This window comes from Pseudooceanicola profundus, assembly GCF_054919315.1.
In genome coordinates this window covers 4,128,009-4,145,039 of the sequence record NZ_CM142898.1, presented here as the reverse complement: position 1 = coordinate 4,145,039, position 17,031 = coordinate 4,128,009, and the positions used below count along the sequence as shown (strand labels likewise).

18 protein-coding genes are annotated in these 17,031 nt (G+C 67.5%); 7 read left to right on the top strand and 11 right to left on the bottom strand.

Annotated elements, in window-relative coordinates; all coding sequences use genetic code 11:
- Positions 1–245 precede the first annotated feature (245 nt).
- The 6 genes from ACX9MO_RS18945 (at position 246) to ACX9MO_RS18920 (ending at position 5,370) form a co-directional block, all read left to right on the top strand.
- Positions 246–872: a 50S ribosomal protein L21 gene (locus ACX9MO_RS18945; protein ID WP_462212972.1), complete on the top strand. Its 627-nt coding sequence runs from the start codon at positions 246–248 to the stop codon at positions 870–872.
- Between the two features lie 22 nt (positions 873–894).
- Positions 895–1,164 carry a 50S ribosomal protein L27 gene (gene rpmA, locus ACX9MO_RS18940; protein WP_222490115.1) on the top strand — a complete coding sequence of 90 codons (270 nt, stop codon included), beginning with the start codon at positions 895–897 and terminating at the stop codon, positions 1,162–1,164.
- Between the two features lie 114 nt (positions 1,165–1,278).
- Positions 1,279–1,878 (top strand): GNAT family N-acetyltransferase, encoded by a 600-nt coding sequence (locus ACX9MO_RS18935; protein WP_409996970.1) that lies wholly within the window; start codon positions 1,279–1,281, stop codon positions 1,876–1,878.
- 44 nt (positions 1,879–1,922) lie between these two features.
- Positions 1,923–2,963, top strand: coding sequence for a GTPase ObgE (gene obgE / locus ACX9MO_RS18930; protein ID WP_222490114.1), 1,041 nt, complete (start codon positions 1,923–1,925; stop codon positions 2,961–2,963).
- Positions 2,951–4,090 (top strand): glutamate 5-kinase, encoded by a 1,140-nt coding sequence (gene proB, locus ACX9MO_RS18925; protein ID WP_222490113.1) that lies wholly within the window; start codon positions 2,951–2,953, stop codon positions 4,088–4,090. The genes obgE and proB overlap by 13 nt, the downstream gene beginning before the upstream one ends.
- 14 nt (positions 4,091–4,104) lie before the next feature.
- The gene (locus ACX9MO_RS18920) at positions 4,105–5,370 is read left to right on the top strand and encodes a glutamate-5-semialdehyde dehydrogenase (RefSeq protein ID WP_462212971.1); all 1,266 of its coding nucleotides are present in this window, start codon (positions 4,105–4,107) and stop codon (positions 5,368–5,370) included.
- A 444-nt stretch (positions 5,371–5,814) separates the two neighbouring features.
- Here the strand turns inward: ACX9MO_RS18920 and ACX9MO_RS18915 are convergent, their stop codons facing one another.
- From ACX9MO_RS18915 to ACX9MO_RS18895, 5 genes are all read right to left on the bottom strand, one after another.
- Positions 5,815–6,951 (bottom strand): AbrB family transcriptional regulator, encoded by a 1,137-nt coding sequence (locus ACX9MO_RS18915; protein WP_462212970.1) that lies wholly within the window; start codon positions 6,949–6,951, stop codon positions 5,815–5,817.
- Positions 6,952–7,045: 94 nt separating this feature from the next.
- Positions 7,046–7,801 carry an SDR family NAD(P)-dependent oxidoreductase gene (locus tag ACX9MO_RS18910; RefSeq protein WP_462212969.1) on the bottom strand — a complete coding sequence of 252 codons (756 nt, stop codon included), beginning with the start codon at positions 7,799–7,801 and terminating at the stop codon, positions 7,046–7,048.
- 25 nt (positions 7,802–7,826) lie between these two features.
- Positions 7,827–8,462 carry an isochorismatase family protein gene (locus ACX9MO_RS18905; RefSeq protein ID WP_462212968.1) on the bottom strand — a complete coding sequence of 212 codons (636 nt, stop codon included), beginning with the start codon at positions 8,460–8,462 and terminating at the stop codon, positions 7,827–7,829.
- The gene (locus ACX9MO_RS18900) at positions 8,459–9,349 is read right to left on the bottom strand and encodes an isocitrate lyase/PEP mutase family protein (RefSeq protein WP_462212967.1); all 891 of its coding nucleotides are present in this window, start codon (positions 9,347–9,349) and stop codon (positions 8,459–8,461) included. The genes ACX9MO_RS18905 and ACX9MO_RS18900 overlap by 4 nt, the downstream gene beginning before the upstream one ends.
- A gap of 12 nt (positions 9,350–9,361) precedes the next feature.
- Positions 9,362–10,168 carry a maleate cis-trans isomerase family protein gene (locus ACX9MO_RS18895; protein WP_462212966.1) on the bottom strand — a complete coding sequence of 269 codons (807 nt, stop codon included), beginning with the start codon at positions 10,166–10,168 and terminating at the stop codon, positions 9,362–9,364.
- A gap of 207 nt (positions 10,169–10,375) precedes the next feature.
- On the opposite strand from ACX9MO_RS18895, the gene ACX9MO_RS18890 reads away from it, so the two are divergent.
- The gene (locus tag ACX9MO_RS18890; RefSeq protein WP_462212965.1) at positions 10,376–11,146 is read left to right on the top strand and encodes a GntR family transcriptional regulator; all 771 of its coding nucleotides are present in this window, start codon (positions 10,376–10,378) and stop codon (positions 11,144–11,146) included.
- Between the two features lie 50 nt (positions 11,147–11,196).
- Here the strand turns inward: ACX9MO_RS18890 and ACX9MO_RS18885 are convergent, their stop codons facing one another.
- The 6 genes from ACX9MO_RS18885 to ACX9MO_RS18860 form a co-directional block, all read right to left on the bottom strand.
- On the bottom strand, positions 11,197–12,105 hold the full coding sequence (locus ACX9MO_RS18885; RefSeq protein ID WP_462212964.1) for an MBL fold metallo-hydrolase: 909 nt from the start codon (positions 12,103–12,105) through the stop codon (positions 11,197–11,199).
- Positions 12,105–12,941, bottom strand: coding sequence for an SDR family NAD(P)-dependent oxidoreductase (locus ACX9MO_RS18880; RefSeq protein ID WP_462212963.1), 837 nt, complete (start codon positions 12,939–12,941; stop codon positions 12,105–12,107). Before ACX9MO_RS18880 ends, ACX9MO_RS18885 begins: the two co-directional genes overlap by 1 nt.
- 10 nt (positions 12,942–12,951) lie before the next feature.
- Positions 12,952–13,707 carry a GntR family transcriptional regulator gene (locus ACX9MO_RS18875; RefSeq protein ID WP_462212962.1) on the bottom strand — a complete coding sequence of 252 codons (756 nt, stop codon included), beginning with the start codon at positions 13,705–13,707 and terminating at the stop codon, positions 12,952–12,954.
- Positions 13,708–13,725: 18 nt separating this feature from the next.
- Positions 13,726–14,637, bottom strand: coding sequence for a polysaccharide deacetylase family protein (locus ACX9MO_RS18870; RefSeq protein WP_462212961.1), 912 nt, complete (start codon positions 14,635–14,637; stop codon positions 13,726–13,728).
- Positions 14,638–14,790: 153 nt separating this feature from the next.
- On the bottom strand, positions 14,791–15,537 hold the full coding sequence (locus ACX9MO_RS18865) for a maleate cis-trans isomerase family protein (RefSeq protein ID WP_224821855.1): 747 nt from the start codon (positions 15,535–15,537) through the stop codon (positions 14,791–14,793).
- 92 nt (positions 15,538–15,629) lie between these two features.
- Complete coding sequence (locus ACX9MO_RS18860) at positions 15,630–16,853, bottom strand: FAD-dependent oxidoreductase (protein ID WP_462212960.1); 1,224 nt, start codon at positions 16,851–16,853, stop codon at positions 15,630–15,632.
- Positions 16,854–17,031 lie beyond the last annotated feature (178 nt).

Sequence of the window (17,031 nt, the reverse complement as noted above, 5' to 3'; positions counted from 1 at the left end):
AACCATTAGGGCTTCCACGGCGCGGAGCGACCTCTGACACGCCCCCGAAACTTCCCTTGACTTCACGGTGCAACCGATGGATAAGCCCGCAACCCGGCAGGCCCAGTCTGTTCCGGGCACCTATTAATGATGTTCAACGACGTCCGTAAGGACGCGCAGTCCACCGGCGACCGAAACGGTCCGAACGCCTGAAGGGTCATGATCCCGAAGGGGCCACGAGACGCGGTGAAAAAAGGAAGACGCTTATGTTCGCGGTTCTGAAAACCGGCGGCAAGCAGTACAAGGTCCAATCGGGCGACCTTCTGCGTGTCGAGAAGCTGGCCGCTGCGGCCGGTGAAAAAGTCCAATTCAACGACATCCTCATGCTGGGCGGCGACAACACCGTTCTCGGCGCGCCCCTCGTGGCCGGCGCAGCCGTTCAGGCGGAGGTGATCGATCAGATCAAAGGCGAAAAGACGATCAAGTTCGTCAAGCGCCGTCGTAAGCACTCGTCCAAGCGGACCCGTGGCCACCGTCAGCAGCTGACCCTGCTCCGCGTGACCGAGATTCTCGCCGAAGGCGGCGACGCATCGGGCGTGAAAGCAGCCATCGGCGCAGGCTCGGTTTCGGGCGCAGCCGTCGAGGCCGCCGCACCGGCGCCGAAAAAAGCTGCCGCCAAGGTTGAAAAAGCCGCTGGCGCAGACGATCTGAAGAAGCTCTCGGGCGTTGGCCCGGCGCTTGAGAAGAAACTGATCGAAGCCGGCATCACCAGCTTCGCGCAGATCGCGTCCTGGATCGAAGCCGATATTGCCAAGTTCGACGAAGAACTGTCGTTCAAGGGGCGTATCGAGCGTGAGGGCTGGGTTGACCAGGCCAAAGAACTGGCCAAGTAAGGTATAGAAGGAGACCACCGAGATGGCACACAAAAAAGCTGGCGGTTCCTCCCGCAACGGTCGCGACTCTGCCGGCCGCCGCCTTGGCATCAAGAAGTTCGGCGGCGAAGCCGTCATCCCCGGCAACATCATCGCACGTCAGCGCGGCACCAAGTGGTGGCCGGGCGAGGGCGTCGGCATGGGCAAGGATCACACGATCTTCGCGACTGCCGAAGGCGCGGTGAAGTTCCGCACCGGCCTCAAGGGCCGCACCTTCATTTCGGTCCTGCCAGTGGCGGAGGCCGCTGAGTAAGCCGATCTTAAGGTTTGAGACAGAACAGGGGATCGGCGGAAACGCCCGGTCCCCTTTTCCCTTTCCGGGGGCCGTGGCCTGACGCATGACGCAGGCTGGAGGAGACAGCCCATGATGATGCACGACAAGATCGTTCGGCAAAGCAACCTGAAGCCGCGGGACCTGCCCGTGATCGAGGCAGAGACCTTTGTCCTGCGCCCCCTGCGGCTGTCGGACATGGGTCTGATCGAGCATTACACCAAGGACGAGCGCGTGGCGCGCAACACCCGCAAGGTGCCGCACCCGCTGCCACCGACCGCGACCGAAGCCTTCATTCGCCGGGCGCTGACGACCGATCAGGAGGGCAGTGTCTGGACCATCGACGCCGCCGACCATGGCGGGGCCGAGGTCATGGGGCTGATCACCCTGCGCCGTGCGGATGCGGATGGCGAGGCGGGCATCCCCGACACCGGGGCCAGCGAACAGGCCGAGGTCCACTTCTGGGTCGGGCCGGCGTACTGGAACAGCGGCATCGCCACCGCCGCGCTGAACGCGCTGATCGCGGCGAACCCGGGCGGGCACCGGACGTATTTCGCCTCGGTCTTTCAGGACAACCCGGCCTCGGCACGGGTTCTGACCAACTGCGGTTTCGCCTATATCGGTGATGCCGAGTCGTATTCTGTAGCCCGCGCCGCCAAGGTGGCGACCTGGACCTACAGCCGCAAACTGGATTGAACCGCCACACGGCCTGAAACTGGCCTCGGCGGCAGGAGAGAAACATGAAGTTCCTCGATCTCGCCAAGGTCTATATTCGCTCGGGTTCGGGCGGGTCTGGCTGTATCAGCTTCCGGCGGGAAAAGTTCATCGAATACGGCGGCCCCGATGGCGGGGACGGCGGCAACGGCGGTAACGTCTGGGTCGAGGCCGTGGACGGTCTCAACACGCTGATCGACTTCCGCTATCAACAGCACTTCTTCGCCGACAACGGTCAGGGTGGCATGGGCCGTCTCAAGACCGGTTATACCGGCGATGACATCGTGCTGCGCGTGCCCGTGGGCACCGAGGTGCTGGAAGAGGACGGCGAGACCGTCATCGCCGACATGGTCGAACTGGGCCAGCGGGTGCTGCTGGCCAAGGGCGGCAATGGTGGGTTCGGCAACGCCTACTTCAAGTCGGCCACCAACCAGGCGCCGCGCCGCGCCAACCCCGGCCAGCCGGGGGTGGAGCGCACGATCTGGCTGCGGCTCAAGCTGATCGCGGACGTGGGCCTGCTGGGCCTGCCGAACGCGGGCAAATCCACCTTCCTCGCCGCCACCTCCAACGCGCGGCCCAAGATCGCGGATTACCCCTTTACCACGCTGCACCCGAACCTCGGGGTCGTGGGCATTGACGGGGCCGAATTCGTCGTGGCCGACATTCCGGGCCTGATCGAGGGCGCCAGCGAGGGCCGGGGTCTGGGCGATCTCTTCCTCGGCCACGTGGAACGCTGCGCGGTGCTGCTGCACCTCGTCGACGGCACCTCGGGCACGCTGGTGGAGGACTACAAGACCATCGTGAACGAGGTCGAGACCTACGGCGGTATCCTGGCCGAGAAGCCCCGCCTCACCGTGCTGAACAAGATCGACGCGCTGGACGAGGAAGAGCGGGAGTTCCTCAAGGAGGAAGTCGAGGCGGCCGTCGGCGGGCCCGTCATGCTGATGTCCGGCGTCTCGCGCGAGGGGGTGGATGACGTGCTGCGCGCCCTGCGCAAGGAAATCTCGGCCGACCGGCTGCGCATGAAGCAGACGGAGGACGAGGAGGACGCGCCTTGGCAACCCTGAGCGCGGCACGGCGCGTCGTCATCAAGATCGGCTCGGCGCTGCTGGTGGATCGCACTACCGGCAAGCTGCGGGCCGATTGGCTGACTGGTCTGGCCGAGGACGTGGCGATGCTCAAGGCCCGGGGCGCGGATGTGATCCTCGTCTCCTCGGGCTCCATCGCGCTTGGCCGGGGCGTTCTGAACCTCGGGCTCGGCGCGCTCGCGCTCGAGCAGAGCCAGGCCGCCGCTGCCGTGGGGCAGGTGGGCCTTGCCGCGGCCTATGAGCGGGTGCTGACGCCGCACGGGATCAAGATCGCTCAGGTTCTGGTCACGCTGGAGGACAGCGAGAACCGGCGCCGCTACCTCAACTCCCGCGCCACGCTGGAGACGCTGTTGGGCTTCGGCGTCGTGCCCATCGTGAACGAGAACGACACCATCGCCACGGATGAAATCCGCTATGGCGACAACGATCGTCTGGCGGCGCAGGTGGCCGTGACCGTGGGGGCTGACCAGTTGATCCTGCTGTCCGACGTGGACGGGTTCTATTCCGCCAACCCGCAGCAGGACCCCACCGCACATCGCTACGAGGTGATCGAGGAGATCACCCCCGAGATCGAGGCGATGGCGGGCGACGCGGGCTCGGGCCTCTCCAAGGGCGGCATGAAGACCAAGCTGATGGCGGCCAAGACGGCCACCAACGCGGGCTGTGCCATGGCGATCACCGAAGGCTCTGTCCGGCGTCCGTTGCAGGCGCTGGAGCAGGGCGCCAATGCCACCTGGTTCACCGCGCAGGAAGATCCGCAGGCCGCCCGCAAGCGCTGGATCGCGGCGATGAGCCCCAAGGGCGCCGTGCATCTCGATGCAGGCGCCGTGCGCGCCATGGGCCGGGGCAAGTCGCTGCTGCCCGCGGGCGTGACGCTGGTCACTGGCCAGTTCGGCCGGGGCGATCCGGTGGCGCTGCTGGCCCCTGACGGTGCGATGCTGGGCCTCGGCCTGACGCGCTACACGATCGAGGAGGCCCGGGCGCTTGCCGGTCACCGCTCGGACGAGATCGAGGCGCTTCTGGGTTATCCCGGCCGCGCAGCCCTTGTGCATCGGGACGATATGGTCCTGACCGCGCATCACCTTCACCTTGATGAAACCGCTTGAGAAAGGCCCGTGATATGAAGGACTTGGAGAACATTCCTGCCCTTATGGACGAGATCGGCCAGGCTGCCCGCAAGGCTGCCGCGATCCTCGCCACGGCCCCAGCCGAGACCAAGCGCCGCGCGCTGGAGGCCGCCGCCGACGCGGTCTGGTCGCGCCGCAAGGAGATCATCGAGGCCAATGCAAAGGACCTCGACTACGGTCGTGACAAGGGCCTGAGCCCCGCGATGATGGACCGGCTGATGCTGGACGAGGCGCGGATCAAGGGCATCTGCGACGGGCTGCGCTCGGTCGCGGCGCAGGCCGATCCGGTGGGCGCGGTGCTGGCCGAATGGGATCAGCCCTCGGGCCTGCACATCCGCCGCGTGCGCACGCCGCTTGGCGTGATCGGCGTGATCTATGAAAGCCGTCCCAACGTGACCGCCGATGCGGGCGCGCTCTGCCTCAAGGCGGGCAATGCGGTGATCCTGCGCGGCGGCTCGGAGAGCTTCCATTCCTCTTCGGCCATTCATGCCTGCCTCGTCGAGGGGCTGCGCGTGGCGGGCCTGCCCGAGGCGGCGATCCAGCTGGTGCCGACCCGAGACCGCGCCGCCGTTCAGGCGATGCTGCAGGCGGTCGAGCATATCGACGTGATCGTGCCGCGCGGCGGCAAGGGTCTCGTCGGGCTGGTACAGCGCGAGGCGCGGGTGCCGGTCTTTGCCCACCTCGAGGGGATCGTGCACATCTACCTCGACAAGGCCGCCGACCCGCAGAAGGCGCTGGACGTGGTGATCAACGCCAAGACCCGGCGGACGGGCATCTGTGGCGCGGCCGAATGCCTGCTGATCCACCGCGACGTGGTGGACACCATCGGGCAGGGCATCGTCCGGGCGCTGCTGGACCTCGGTGTCGAGGTGCGCGGCGACGAGACGTTGCAGAAGATCGAGGGCGTGGTGCCCGCCACGGATGAGGACTGGGGCAAGGAATACCTCGACAGTATCCTCGCCGCGCGGGTGGTGGAGGACCTCGACGAGGCGCTCGACTACATCCGCACGCATCACTCGGCCCATACCGACGCGATCCTGACCGAGGATGACGCTGCGGCGGCACGGTTCTTCAACGAGCTCGACAGTGCGATCCTGATCCGCAACGCCTCGACCCAGTTCGCCGATGGCGGCGAGTTCGGGATGGGCGCGGAGATCGGCATCGCCACCGGAAAGATGCACGCCCGCGGCCCGATCGGGGCGGAACAGCTGACGAGCTTCAAGTACCTCGTCGAGGGCGATGGGGCCGTGCGTAAGTAACGCGCCGAATTGGTGGAAAGCGAGAGGGCCGTCCCGGGGGGCGGCCCTTTCTGTTTTTGCGCGTTGGAGGTGCGGTTCCGTAAGGGGTTTCGCTGGGGCGTTGAACGGACGGGCTTACAAGACGGCAGCTGAACTGACGGGGCTCACGAGATGGCAGATGCAGGGCCCTTCCACCGGTTCCGACTGTCTGCCGCGCGGGGCAAGGCCGCAGGCCGCCGCGCATCGCCGGCGCGCGCCCACGCGGCGGCGATTTGGTGAGGCTGGGCGGTCGCTTTCGAGGGAGGGACGAGCTTGGCTGCGATAAACTGCTTGCCAGAGAGGGCAGATCGCCTCCGCGCGCGCCGGCGATGCACGGCTTCGCGTCTGGGGCGGAGGTTGGCGGGGCTACGTCCGCCCCACCTGTGAGGCACGCCCCGATACCCGGTCCGCCCAAGAGGCGGGCCGTCACCCCTGCGCCAGCGCACCCACCTTCTTCGCCACGAACTTCGCGATCATCGGCCCCGAGATCAGCACGAGGACGAACCGCAGCGTCTGCATCGCCATGACGAAGGCGATGTCCACGTCGCTGGACGCGGCGATCACGGCCACAGAATCCGCGCCGCCCGGGCTGGTGGCGAGGTAGGCGGTCAGCAGGTCGACGTCCATCGTGACCGAGATCACCACCGCGAAGCCCGCGCAGAGCGTCATCAACAGCAGGATCGAGAAGACGAGCCGCGGCAGCGCCTTCCAGGCGTGCAGCAGGATCGCCTTGGTGAAGCGCAGCCCGATGGTCCAGCCGATCACCGCGAAGGCGAGCGCCAGCAGCCAGTGCGGCACCTCGGGCGAGATCAGCCCGAGCGCCTGCAGCGCCGTGCCGATCAGGAGCGGGCTGAGGAATTCGCCCGCGGGAATCCTGAAGACGCGCCCGATCACCATGCCGCCGGCCATCAGCCCGCAGGCTTGCAGCAACGCCAGGTCCGGGGCGGGGAACCAGTCGATCGGCGGCGGGGGCACGTCCGGCGCGCCGACCCAGAACCGCGCGATCAGCGAGGCGCCCGCGGCCACCATGCCGACGCGCAGGTACTGCATGACCGCGACGAGGCGCATGTCCGCACCATTGGCCTCGGCAAGGAAGACCATCGCCTGTGCCGCCCCGGGGGTGGAGCCCCAGACCGCCGTGGCGCCCGGCAGGACCTGTCGCTTGGTGAGCACGTAGCCCAGCCAGGCCGAGGCCGCGATGACCGAGATCACCCCGAAGAGAAAGACCGGCAGGTCCAGCATCACGCTGCCGAGGGTCTCGACCGGGATGGTCGTGGCGATCATCGTGCCGACCACGGATTGCGCGAAGGTGAAGACCCCCCGCGGCAGCCCCATGGAGCGTGGCAGCACGTGGTTGGCCGAGGTCAGCCCGCTGGCGGCCAGCGTGATGGCCGCGGCCATCGGCCCCAGCAGCAGGGCGGCAGGCAGGTGCACCAGTTCCAGCCCCCAGGCCAGCAGCGCCGAGAGTGCGAGCAGCAGCAGCCACATCACCCCCAGTCGCAACGGGCCGCGCAGCCATTGCGCGGGGACGGTGGGGGATGCGGTCTCGGAAGTGATGGTCACGAAGGCCTCGCGGAAAGAGACGAAACCGGGCCCCGGGGCCCGGCCTTGGAAAGAGGGCGGTCCCGCGCGGATCGGCCGCGCGGAGCCGGAGGGATCAGGGCATGTAGCCGCCACCGTTGACCCAGAGGATCTGCCCGGTCATGAAGCCGGCGTCCGGGCCCAGCAGGAAGCGGATCGGCCCGGCCACGTCGTCGGGCTGTGCCACGCGTCCCAGCGGCGTCATTGCCTTGTACCGATCGAGGTCGAGGATGTTCTCGGCGCTCTCGTCCGAGCGCCCGGTGCCACCGCGCAGGAAGGCGGTGTCGACAACGGCCGGCCCCACGGCGTTTACACGCAGACGCGGGGCGAGTTCCAGCGCAAAGGTCTTGGTCAGCGCGATGACACCGGCCTTGGAGGCCGCATAGGCACCGAAACCCGGCCGGATGAATTGACCCAGCCCGGAGGAGCACAGGACGATGCCGCCGCCGTCCTTCATCATGGGCGCGATTGCCTTGGTCGTGAGGAAGGTGGAGCGCAGGTTGCCCTGCACCACATCGTCGAAATAGGTGGCGGGCGTCTCGCTCACCGGACGGATCTCGCTGTTCCAGCCCGCGAGGTTCACGAAGCCGTCGAGGCCTCCGGGCGCCTTTTCCTTGAGCGCGGAGGCTGCTGCCTCCACCGCGGCCTCGTCGCCCGCGTCCAGCCCGATCCCGTCCAGTGCGTGATGCTCCAGCGCGCGCGGCAGGTCGAGGACGATGACCGTGTCGCCGAGGGCTTCGAGCGAGGCGACGAGGGCGCGGCCGATGCCACCGGCGCCGCCGAGCACGGCGATGGTACGGCCACCGGGGGCCGCGGGCGAGAGGGTCGTCATGGGAGAGGTCCTTTCGGGGAGGGGATCAGGCGAAGGTGGCGAGGTGGTCGAGGATCTCCGCCTCGCTCACCACGTCGGCGTATTTCGCGTTCATGTCGAAGAGGTTGGCCTCATGCGGGCCGGGATGGCGGTCGCCGCAGGCCTCGCCCACGACGGTGGTGATGAAGCCGTGGCTCATGCTGTCGACGCAGGAGGCGCGCACGCAGCCGGAGGTCGTCAGCCCGGTGAGGATCACGTTGTCGACGCCCATGGCGGTCAGCATCGGCGCCAGCGAGGTGCCGAAGAAGGCAGAGGGGTATTGCTTGGTCACGATGACCTCGTCCTCGCGCGGCACGAGACCGTCTGCGAAGGCGGCGGTGCTGCGGCCCTTCACGAAGGCCGCGAGCGGCTTGGCCTTTTCCCAGAAGCGCCCGCCGGTCAGCCCGCGCTCGTCGGCGTAGCTCACCTCGGTCAGGATCACCGGGATGCCGGCCTTGTGCGCGGCCTCGCGGATACGCAGCGCCGAGGCGAGCGCGTCGATGCAGCCCTCGGCCCCGTAGAGCGGGCAGTCGGGGTCGTAGTAGGCCTGCGCGAAGTCCACCATCACCAGCGCCGGGCGCTTCCCGTAACCGGCCTTCTTGCCATAGGCGCGGGCATAGTTTTCGCCGAGATCTTCGCTCATTCCTGTGTCCTGTCCTGCGTGTTCGGGCCGACCTCGGGGAAGCGTTTCTCGAACGCCCAGATGTCCTCGAAGCCGACGAGGGAGTTGAAATCGGAAAACGGGTGCAGCGGCACCGCATCCGTCATGGAGCCATGGGCGGCGAGGTCGCCATAGGCCGCCTGCAGCGCCGCACCGGTGGCGAGGAAACCCGCCGCCGGATGGATCGCCATACGGTAGCCGATGGTGCCAAGCTCCTCGGCGCTCAGCATCGGCGTGCGCCCGCCCTGTACCATGTTCGCGACCAGCGGGCGGTCGATCTCGCCGGCGATGCGGGTCATCTCCTCCACGCTCTCGGGGCTTTCGACAAAGACGACATCCGCGCCCGCCTCGGCATAGAGCCTGCCGCGCCGGATCGCCTCGTCGAGGCCGAGCGTGGTGCGGGCATCGGTGCGGGCGATGATCAGGAAATCCTCGGACCGGCGGCTGTCCACGGCGACGGCGATCTTGCGGGCCATGTCCTCGGCGGCGATCACCCGGCGGCCAAGGGTATGGCCGCATTTCTTGGGGAATTCCTGGTCCTCGATCTGGATCGCGGTCACGCCCGCGTCTTCGTAGCCCTGCACCGTGTGGCGCACGTTCAGCAGCCCGCCATAGCCGGTGTCCGCGTCGGCGATGACCGGTTTCGTTGTCCGCTTCACCATCTGCGCGATGCGGCCCAGCATCTCGCTGTAGGTCGCCAGCCCCGCATCGGGCAGGCCGAGGTGCGAGGCCACGGTGCCGTAGCCGGTGACATAGAGCGCGGGAAAATTGCCCCGGTCGGCAAAAAGCGCCGAGATCAGGTCATAGATGCCGGGGGCGAGGATGAACTCTCCTGCCTCCAGCTTCTCGCGCAGGGTGGGGTCTGCCATGGTGTCTCCTCCTCAGACGTTGGTGCCGCCCAGCAACCGCCCCGCGCCGGCAATGGCGAGGTCCTCCAGCCCCGCGGCGGCAAGCGCCCCGTGCAGCGTGGCGGTGTTGGACGAGATGACCGGCACCCCCAGTTCGGCCTCGAGGGTCGGGATCAGGGGCAGGGTCGGAAAATCGGTGCAGGAGAGGAGCAGCGCCTGCGACCCCTCCGCGAAGGTGGTGCGGGCATGGGCCGCGACCATGTCGAGCGGGGTCTGGGCGATGAGCGGGAACTCCGCCGGGCCCTTGGCCCCGAGGCCGAGGCCCGCGATGGAGAGGACCTCGATCCCGTGATCGGCGAGGAAATGCACCTCGTGATCGTTGAGCGCATCGTGGTAGGGCGTGGCCACGCTGATCTTCGTCACCCCAAGAGCCTGAAGCGCGCCGACGATGGCGGCGGCGGTGGTGACCGTGGCGATCCCGTTGCGGGCGGTCAGCGCCTCGGGCAGGGCACGCGCGGGCGAGATCATCGAGCCCGCGGTGCAGGCATAGGCCACCACGTCCACATCCGCGACCTTCAGCATGGCGATGGCGGCGTCGAGGTCCGCGTGCAGCCCTGCGAGGCCCGCTTCGCTCGTGGTGTCGGGGTGGAGCTTCATCCGGTGGCTGTGGAAGGTGACCCCCTCCGGCACGAGCTGCGCCCACTCCGCCTCGTTCACCGTGTTGGTGGGCGGGCAGATCAGGCCGAGGCGTCCCCGCTGGCCATAGCTGAGCTGGCGGCGGTCCGGCCTAAGGGTCGGGCGGCGGGTCTGGTTGGGGGGCGGGTTGGAAGTCTGGGTCATGTCTTGCTCCGATTCCGTTTGCCGGAACCCGTGTTTGTTCGCTATTACGTCACATGATCTGCTGCTAATGTCCATACATTTACCGCGATAGCCGGGCGCAATGTCCGGTTTTCACGCATTTGGCTGGACAAGTGGCGAGAAAAGAACAGATGCTTCCGGAACCCCGCGCAGGACGGGGGCTGATCCGGAGGAGGAGAGAGGCCGCAGATGAGCGCACAGGACGACACCACGACGCAGACGCCGGACGAAGGCACGGGCCCGCGCTATGCCCGGATCCAGAAGATCCTCGAGAGCCGCCTGCGGGACGGGACCTATCCGGTCGGATCTCTCATGCCGACGGAGATCGAGCTGGCCGCGGAATTCGACACCTCGCGCTTCACCGTGCGCGAGGCGCTGCGCCACCTGACCGAGACCGGCTTCGTCGAGCGGCGGCAGGGGCTTGGCACGCGGGTGATCTCGACCGAGCCGCAGATGCGCTACAGCCAGACCTTCGACAGCCTTCAGGAGCTGTTCCAGGTGGCGGTGGAGACCTATTACGTGGTCATGCACACGGAGGAGGTTGTTCTGGACAAATCCCTGGCCGAGGTCGTGGGCGGCAAGGCGGGCGAGACCTGGACCCGCGTCGAAGGTGTTCGCTGGACCGAACCGGGCGGCCGTCCGCTGGCCTTCATCGAGAGCTATGTGCCCGCCCGTTTCGCGAAATACGTGCCGGAGTTCCAGGGTCACCAGGGCGCGTTCTTCTCGCTTCTGGAAAGCCACTCGGCCGTGCCGATCGACGAATGCGAGCAGGAGATCAGCGCCGCCCCGATGCCGGAGAAGGCGCAGCGCTACCTCGGGCTGGCGCCGGGGGCGATCGCGCTGCAGTTGCTGCGCCGCTACCATTCGTCGGAAGGCGTGGTGATTGCCTCGTGCAACTGGCACCCGGCGGAGCAGCTGAGCTACAAGATGCACATCAAGCGCAACCGGGGCCAGGGCTGAGCGCCGCGGCGGCCTGAGGGACGTGCCCGCCGATCCGCACGCGCTGCGGGTCACAGCCACTCCGGTTTCCATACGTCTCCGTGTGGGGCCTCCAGCGGATGCACCCGCATCCCCATGGCGCCGCGCAGGTGACCGGGGACGAGGATATGGCCGTATTCAGTGGCCTCTTGCAGAAGCGCGCGCCGGGTCGCCACGGCCAGCGGCCCGTCGGAGCAGAAGCGGGAATACCAGTCGGGCCGGTAAAGCTGCGCCGGCGTATGGATCGCGTCGCCGCACAGCAGCGCGGTCACGTCGCGGCGGCGCAGGGTCAGCGCCCGGTGTCCGGGCGTGTGTCCGGGCGTGGGGGTCACGGTCAGCGTGGTCGCCTCCAGCGCCATCCCGCAGCAGAGATCCGCGCCATCGGCCACGGTCTCCATCAGGCCGGCGTCCAGCACCGGCTGCACGCTGTCGGCAAAGCAGCCGTGATTGGCCTCGCCGGGGGCGCGGGCCTCTTCCGCCAGCCAATGCGCCAGCTCCGCCTCGCCCACGAGGTAGCGCGCCCGGGGAAAGGTCGGTACCCAGCGGCCATTCTCCAGCCGCGTGTTCCAGCCGACGTGATCGGTGTGCAGATGGGTGCAGAAGACCACGTCCACATCCTCGGCCCGCAGTCCGAGGGCCGCCAGCCGGTCGAGGTAGCCCGTGGCGGCCCGGTTGTGCCAGTCGGCCCGGCGCGGGCGGTGCTTGTGTTCGCCGACGCAGGTGTCGATCAGGATCACCTTGTCGCCGATCCGCAGGACATGGCTCTGCACGTCGAGCAGGATCGTCTGCGCGGCGAAATCCACGTGGAGCGGCGCCAGCCAGTCCCGCGCGCCGTCCAGATCCGCGATGTCGCGTCCCGGGAAGAGCAGGTCGAAGGGCAGGGTGAAGGGCGAGAGATCCAGGGCCCGCTCGAGGGTCACGCCGGGGCCGAGGTGCAGCATCACATGATCTCCGGCTTCTCGACGGACCGGCAGCGGGCGCCTTCTGCGGCTGCCGCCTCGGGCAGGCTGTCGTCCCAGAGCCGCGCGATGTAGCGCCCGCCGGTCTGCCCGTCGGACGCCGGCCCGCAGAGCCAGAGGATCGCCCGGCGCATGATCCCCGCCGGCAGCAGGTTGCCATCGGCCCCGCGCTTGTTGGCGGAGGGCGGCAGCAGGTCGGTGTCCGCCGCCCCGCCGGGGAGGTAGACGTTGACCGTGACGCCGGTGTCCGCGAGGTCCTGCGCCCAGACCCGCGAGGCGGCTTCGAGCGCGGCCTTGGAAGGACCGTAAGGAGAATAGCCACGCCGCACCATCGTCTGATCGGAGGTCGAGATGTTCACGATCTTGCCCGCGCCCTGCGCGACCATCTGCTGCGCCGCCAGCCGGGCGAGGTAGAAGGGGCCGTTCACGTTCGTGGCCACGATCGCGGCCCAGGCGGCGGGATCGGCCTCCCAGAACCGGGTGGGGACGGTGTTGAAGCGCTCGGATATCGCGCGCATCCCGAGGCCCGCGTTGTTCACCAGCACGTCGAGGCCGCCGAACCGGTTGATCACGGCCTGCATCGCGGCGGCGCAGGCGGCGGGATCGGCCACGTCGCAGGTCAGTGGCATTACGGTCGCGCCAAGCGCTTCCGCCTCGGCCACCGTGGCATCGAGCGCGGCGCCGGGACGGGCGCCCATGAGGGCGAGGTCGGCCCCGGCCTCCGCAAGGGCGAGGGCCATTTCCCGGCCAAGCCCGCGGGAGGCGCCGGTGACGAGGATCCTGCGCCCGGCGAGGGGCGCGGCAGAGGTCTGGGTCATGGGGTTCCGGTCATGAAGTTCTCGGAGGGACGAAGGTGCTGAGCCCCGGCGGCAGCAGGGTGCCGAGGCCGGGGGCGCCGGCCTCGTCGGGCGGTGCGGGCTTGGTGGAGAGCAGGTGCACGAGCATCGCGGAGGAGGCCCAGCCCTCGTCCCGCGCCCGCAGCGCGCCGAGGATATCCTTGTGCTGCGCGTTGGAGCGGACGATGTCGATGGGCTGGTTGCAGAAGGACTGCTTGATCACGGTCAGGGGCAGGGCAAAGACCTGTCGCGTGACCGAGCGGAGCTGTTCCGACCGCGCGGCTCGCAGGATAGCGTCGTGAAACTCGCCGTTTAGGTTGTGGAAGGCCTCGAACTCGCCCCGGTCGAGGCGGTCCATCTCTTCCACCAGCTGCTCCATCATGTCCAGTTCGCGTGGGGTGATCAGCCGGGCGGCGATCTGGGCCACGTAGGCCTCGATCCGGGCGCGCAGGTCGAAGACGATGGAGACCTCGTGGTAGGTGAAATTCGCCACGAACCGGCTGCGCCCCTCGGAGAGCGCCAGCCCCTCAGCGGTCAACCGTTGCAGGGCCTCGCGCACGGGGGTGCGCGAGGAATTGCACATGGCGGCCAGCTGGCTCTCCGCCAGATGGGAGCCCGGAGCCAGCTCCCCCGACAGGATCGCCTCGCGGATCACGTGGTAGGCGCGGTCCGCAGGCTTCATGTCGGACAGGTCGTCGGGCGCCCCGTCATGGGGGAAGCCGGGAATCTGGGGGCCTTGATCGGGCATTGCGGGCTCCGTTGCTCTTCAGCCGATGTGCGAAGCGTGGTTGTCGGCGTACCAGGATGCAAGCTCTTCGCGCGTTGCGAACCAGATGTCGTCGAATTGCTTGGCGTGGCGGATGAATTCGCGGATCGCCCGGATGCGGAACGGCTGGCCGATGACATGGGGGTGCAGGCCGATGTTCATGAACCGGCCCGAGCCGGTGGCCTCGGCCTCCTCGCGCAGCCAGTTGAACTGTTCGATGAAGACGCGGGCCGCGCCCTCCACGTCCATGCCCTGCCGCATGAAGACGGTGAAGTCGTTCACCTCGGAGGTATAGGAAATCGACACCAGCGGTTTGCCGCACTCGGTCTGGACCATGTAGGGCTGATCGTCGTTCAGAAGATCGGTGAAGAAGAGCAGCCCTTCCTCGGCAAGGATGTCGGCCGTGTTCAGCGTCGAACGCAGCGAGGAGGAGAGCCAGCCCTTGGCCTTCTGGCCGCAGACCTCTTCGTAGACCTTGAGGGTCTCGCGGATGACGGCGCGCTCCTTCTCCTTGTCCTTGGCGAAGTCTGTCAGCAGGTCGGATTGCACGTAGTTGTGCGGGATCACCTCGTAGCCGTTGGCAAGGGCGGCCTCCACGACCTTGCGGCGCTCGATCCCCATCTTGGCGTTCATGGTGCAGGAGGTCGGCACCCCTTCGGCCTTGAAGAGATCGAACATCCGCCAGACGCCGACCCGCTGGCCGTATTCGCGCCAGGTCCAGTTCGGGTTGTCATAGACATCGCCGGGCAGGGTGCCACCCACGATGCCGGGGCCGCCCGGGTAATAGGGTGCCGGGTCGTCACGCTCCTGGTCCCAGTATTCGAGGTTGGTGGTCAGAATGACCGCCAGCTTCTTGCCATTGGGCCATTTGAGCGGCTTGCGGTCGGGGAGCGGGACGAAATCGTAGTGCATCGGGGATGTCCTTGAGGGCCGGGAGAGGGCCGCGCAATCGCGGGTCCGTGTCAGAGAGGGCCGGGGCAGAGAGGGTCAGGGCAAAGAGGGCTTGGGCAGAAAAGGGGCCGGGCGGGAAGGGGTGCGCCCGGCCAGTGAACGCAACCCGTCAGGTCAGTAGTGCGACAGGAGCGAGCCGAAGCCCTGCACCTTGTCCTGGATCCCGTTCATGCGCAGCGCGTGCCAGTAGGTCGCGGTGTTGATCGCGATCACGGGCTTGTCCATCCAGAACTCCGCGATGCCGCCAACGCGCGCCATGGCAAGGTTGGTGCCGGCCTGGATGATCGCCTCGACCGACGGATCGTTCACCTCGATCAGCGCGTCGCGCAGGGTCTTCTCGGTTTCATGGGCGATCAGCATGGGCGACTGGCACTTCAGCCCCTTCACCTGCACCACCTCGAAGCCGCAGTCGGTGAAGTAGCGTTCCACCTGCGCGTCGCCGATGGGCATATAGGGGGTGATGACGGCGATCTTCTTGATGTCGCCGAAGCATTTCAGTGCGTTCATGCAGGCGTCCGAGCCCATGGCCACGGGCATGCCCGCGCGTTCCATGATCTCTGCCTGCAGCTTGTCGGCGCGTTCCTTGCCGTCCCAGAAGGTCTCGGCCGACATGCCCATGATCATCGCGCCGGGCGAGCAGGTCTTGACCGCGTCGATGGCGTCCATGGTGGCCGCGCGGATACCCATGACGAGGTTGTTGAAATCCTCGTCGCTGTGCACGGGCTCATCGGGGATGATGATGCGCGAGAAGTGGTTGGTCACCCCCACGGGGCGCATGTCGTCGAATTCCGGCTGCACCGAGGTGTTGGTGGAGGGCGCGATGACGCCGAATTTCATGCGGTAGCCAAGGCTGTCGGTCATTGTCTTTCCTCTGTTGGATCTTGCACGGGCGCGCGGCCCGATCTCGGTGCCCGTTGGCCGGACGTATCTCTGGGCCCTCAGGCCATCTTGCCTCAGGCCTTCTCCAGCGCCTCCACGTCGCGCAGCGACTGGATCATGGAGGAGCGCATCACGAAGGCGCGGTGTTTCTCGGGGTCGGCGACCACCTCGCGCAACTCCGCGTGATAGGCCTTGCGGGCCTCGGGGTCGGTCTCGGCCATCATGCGGCGGTTGCGGATCGACTGGCTCTGCACCGTGTCGATACAGGCCTTGCGGCGCTGCGCGTCATAGAGCTGCATCAGCTCCAGCCCGGCCTCGCCGCGCCAGATCTTGCCCAGCTTCTCCATGAGGTTCACCGCATCGTGGACGCCGCCGTTCATGCCCATCCCGCCAAGGGGGTTGTTCAGGTGCGCGCTGTCGCCGGCAAGGAAGACACGGCCCGCGACGTAACTCTTGGCGACCCGCTGGTGCACCCGGTAGGCCGTGGCGTGGACCACGTCGTAGGGGCCTTCCTTGGGGCAGAGCGCCTGAAGCCGTTTCTCCATCAGGGCCGGGTCCTTGATCTGCTCCTCGGTCATGCCCGGATCGGTCGGCAGCAGCACCCGCCAGAGCGAGGGCGTGCGCAGCAGCACCGCCCATTCCTGCGGGTCGGTCAGGTAGGCGATCGGGGTCAGGTCGGGGATCGCCGCGCCGAAGTCGAAGGTGGTCGACATGGAGAGGAAGATCTCGGGGATGGTCATGCCCTCGAAGGGCACGTCGAGCGCCTTGCGCAGCGCCGAATGCGCCCCGTCGCAGGCGATGACATAGGCGGCCTTCATCTCTTCGACCGTGCCGTCGTCGTGCTGCACCGTCAGCGTCACGCCGTCGTCGTCCTGTGTCACGCCGGTGGCGCGGAGGTTGTAGAGAAGTTCCGTCGAGTCGGAGGCTTCGAGGATGTCCCGCAGGGCTTCCGTCAGCTTCCACTGTTCGCACTGAAGCCGGAAGGGATAGTTCGTGGCGCCTTCCAGAAGGCCGAGGTCATAGGTGGCGATGACGCCTTCCTCGCGGTCGCGGAACTGCCAGTGCTGGCAGACGAGGCCCTTCTCTATCAGCCCGGGCATCACGCCGAAGGGCTCCAGCATGTCCATCGTGGGCGAATGGAAAGTGGAGGCGCGCAGGTCTTTCGGCAGGTCGCGGCTCTTTTCGAGAATCGTCACCGGGATGCCTTCGCGGGCCAGCGACGCGGCCGCGACGAGGCCCACGGGGCCGGCGCCCACCACGATAACCCTTTGGGGAACGGTCTTTTCGGTCTGTGTCATCGTGAGTCGAGTCCTTGCGCGGCAACGGGTCGTGAGGGTGAAGTGATGCCGGACTTTGTGCACATAATGTAAGGACAAATCAATTCGGAATAGCCCGCTTGTCCATCGGAGAGACGGAGGTGCCTGTTTTTTGGCGCTCCGGCGTAGCGGGCGCCTGTGGGCGCCACACAGGCTCGAT

Coding starts and splice junctions, on each gene's coding strand:
- ACX9MO_RS18865 (WP_224821855.1), bottom strand. CDS start 15,537: ATGACCGACAGCCTTGGCTACCGCATGAAATTCGGCGTCATCGCGCCC.
- ACX9MO_RS18910 (WP_462212969.1), bottom strand. CDS start 7,801: ATGACGACCCTCTCGCCCGCGGCCCCCGGTGGCCGTACCATCGCCGTG.
- ACX9MO_RS18895 (WP_462212966.1), bottom strand. CDS start 10,168: ATGACCCAGACTTCCAACCCGCCCCCCAACCAGACCCGCCGCCCGACC.
- obgE (WP_222490114.1), top strand. CDS start 1,923: ATGAAGTTCCTCGATCTCGCCAAGGTCTATATTCGCTCGGGTTCGGGC.
- rpmA (WP_222490115.1), top strand. CDS start 895: ATGGCACACAAAAAAGCTGGCGGTTCCTCCCGCAACGGTCGCGACTCT.
- ACX9MO_RS18935 (WP_409996970.1), top strand. CDS start 1,279: ATGATGCACGACAAGATCGTTCGGCAAAGCAACCTGAAGCCGCGGGAC.
- ACX9MO_RS18860 (WP_462212960.1), bottom strand. CDS start 16,853: ATGACACAGACCGAAAAGACCGTTCCCCAAAGGGTTATCGTGGTGGGC.
- ACX9MO_RS18875 (WP_462212962.1), bottom strand. CDS start 13,707: ATGCCCGATCAAGGCCCCCAGATTCCCGGCTTCCCCCATGACGGGGCG.
- ACX9MO_RS18890 (WP_462212965.1), top strand. CDS start 10,376: ATGAGCGCACAGGACGACACCACGACGCAGACGCCGGACGAAGGCACG.
- ACX9MO_RS18905 (WP_462212968.1), bottom strand. CDS start 8,462: ATGAGCGAAGATCTCGGCGAAAACTATGCCCGCGCCTATGGCAAGAAG.
- ACX9MO_RS18870 (WP_462212961.1), bottom strand. CDS start 14,637: ATGCACTACGATTTCGTCCCGCTCCCCGACCGCAAGCCGCTCAAATGG.
- ACX9MO_RS18900 (WP_462212967.1), bottom strand. CDS start 9,349: ATGGCAGACCCCACCCTGCGCGAGAAGCTGGAGGCAGGAGAGTTCATC.
- ACX9MO_RS18880 (WP_462212963.1), bottom strand. CDS start 12,941: ATGACCCAGACCTCTGCCGCGCCCCTCGCCGGGCGCAGGATCCTCGTC.
- ACX9MO_RS18945 (WP_462212972.1), top strand. CDS start 246: ATGTTCGCGGTTCTGAAAACCGGCGGCAAGCAGTACAAGGTCCAATCG.
- ACX9MO_RS18885 (WP_462212964.1), bottom strand. CDS start 12,105: ATGCTGCACCTCGGCCCCGGCGTGACCCTCGAGCGGGCCCTGGATCTC.
- ACX9MO_RS18920 (WP_462212971.1), top strand. CDS start 4,105: ATGAAGGACTTGGAGAACATTCCTGCCCTTATGGACGAGATCGGCCAG.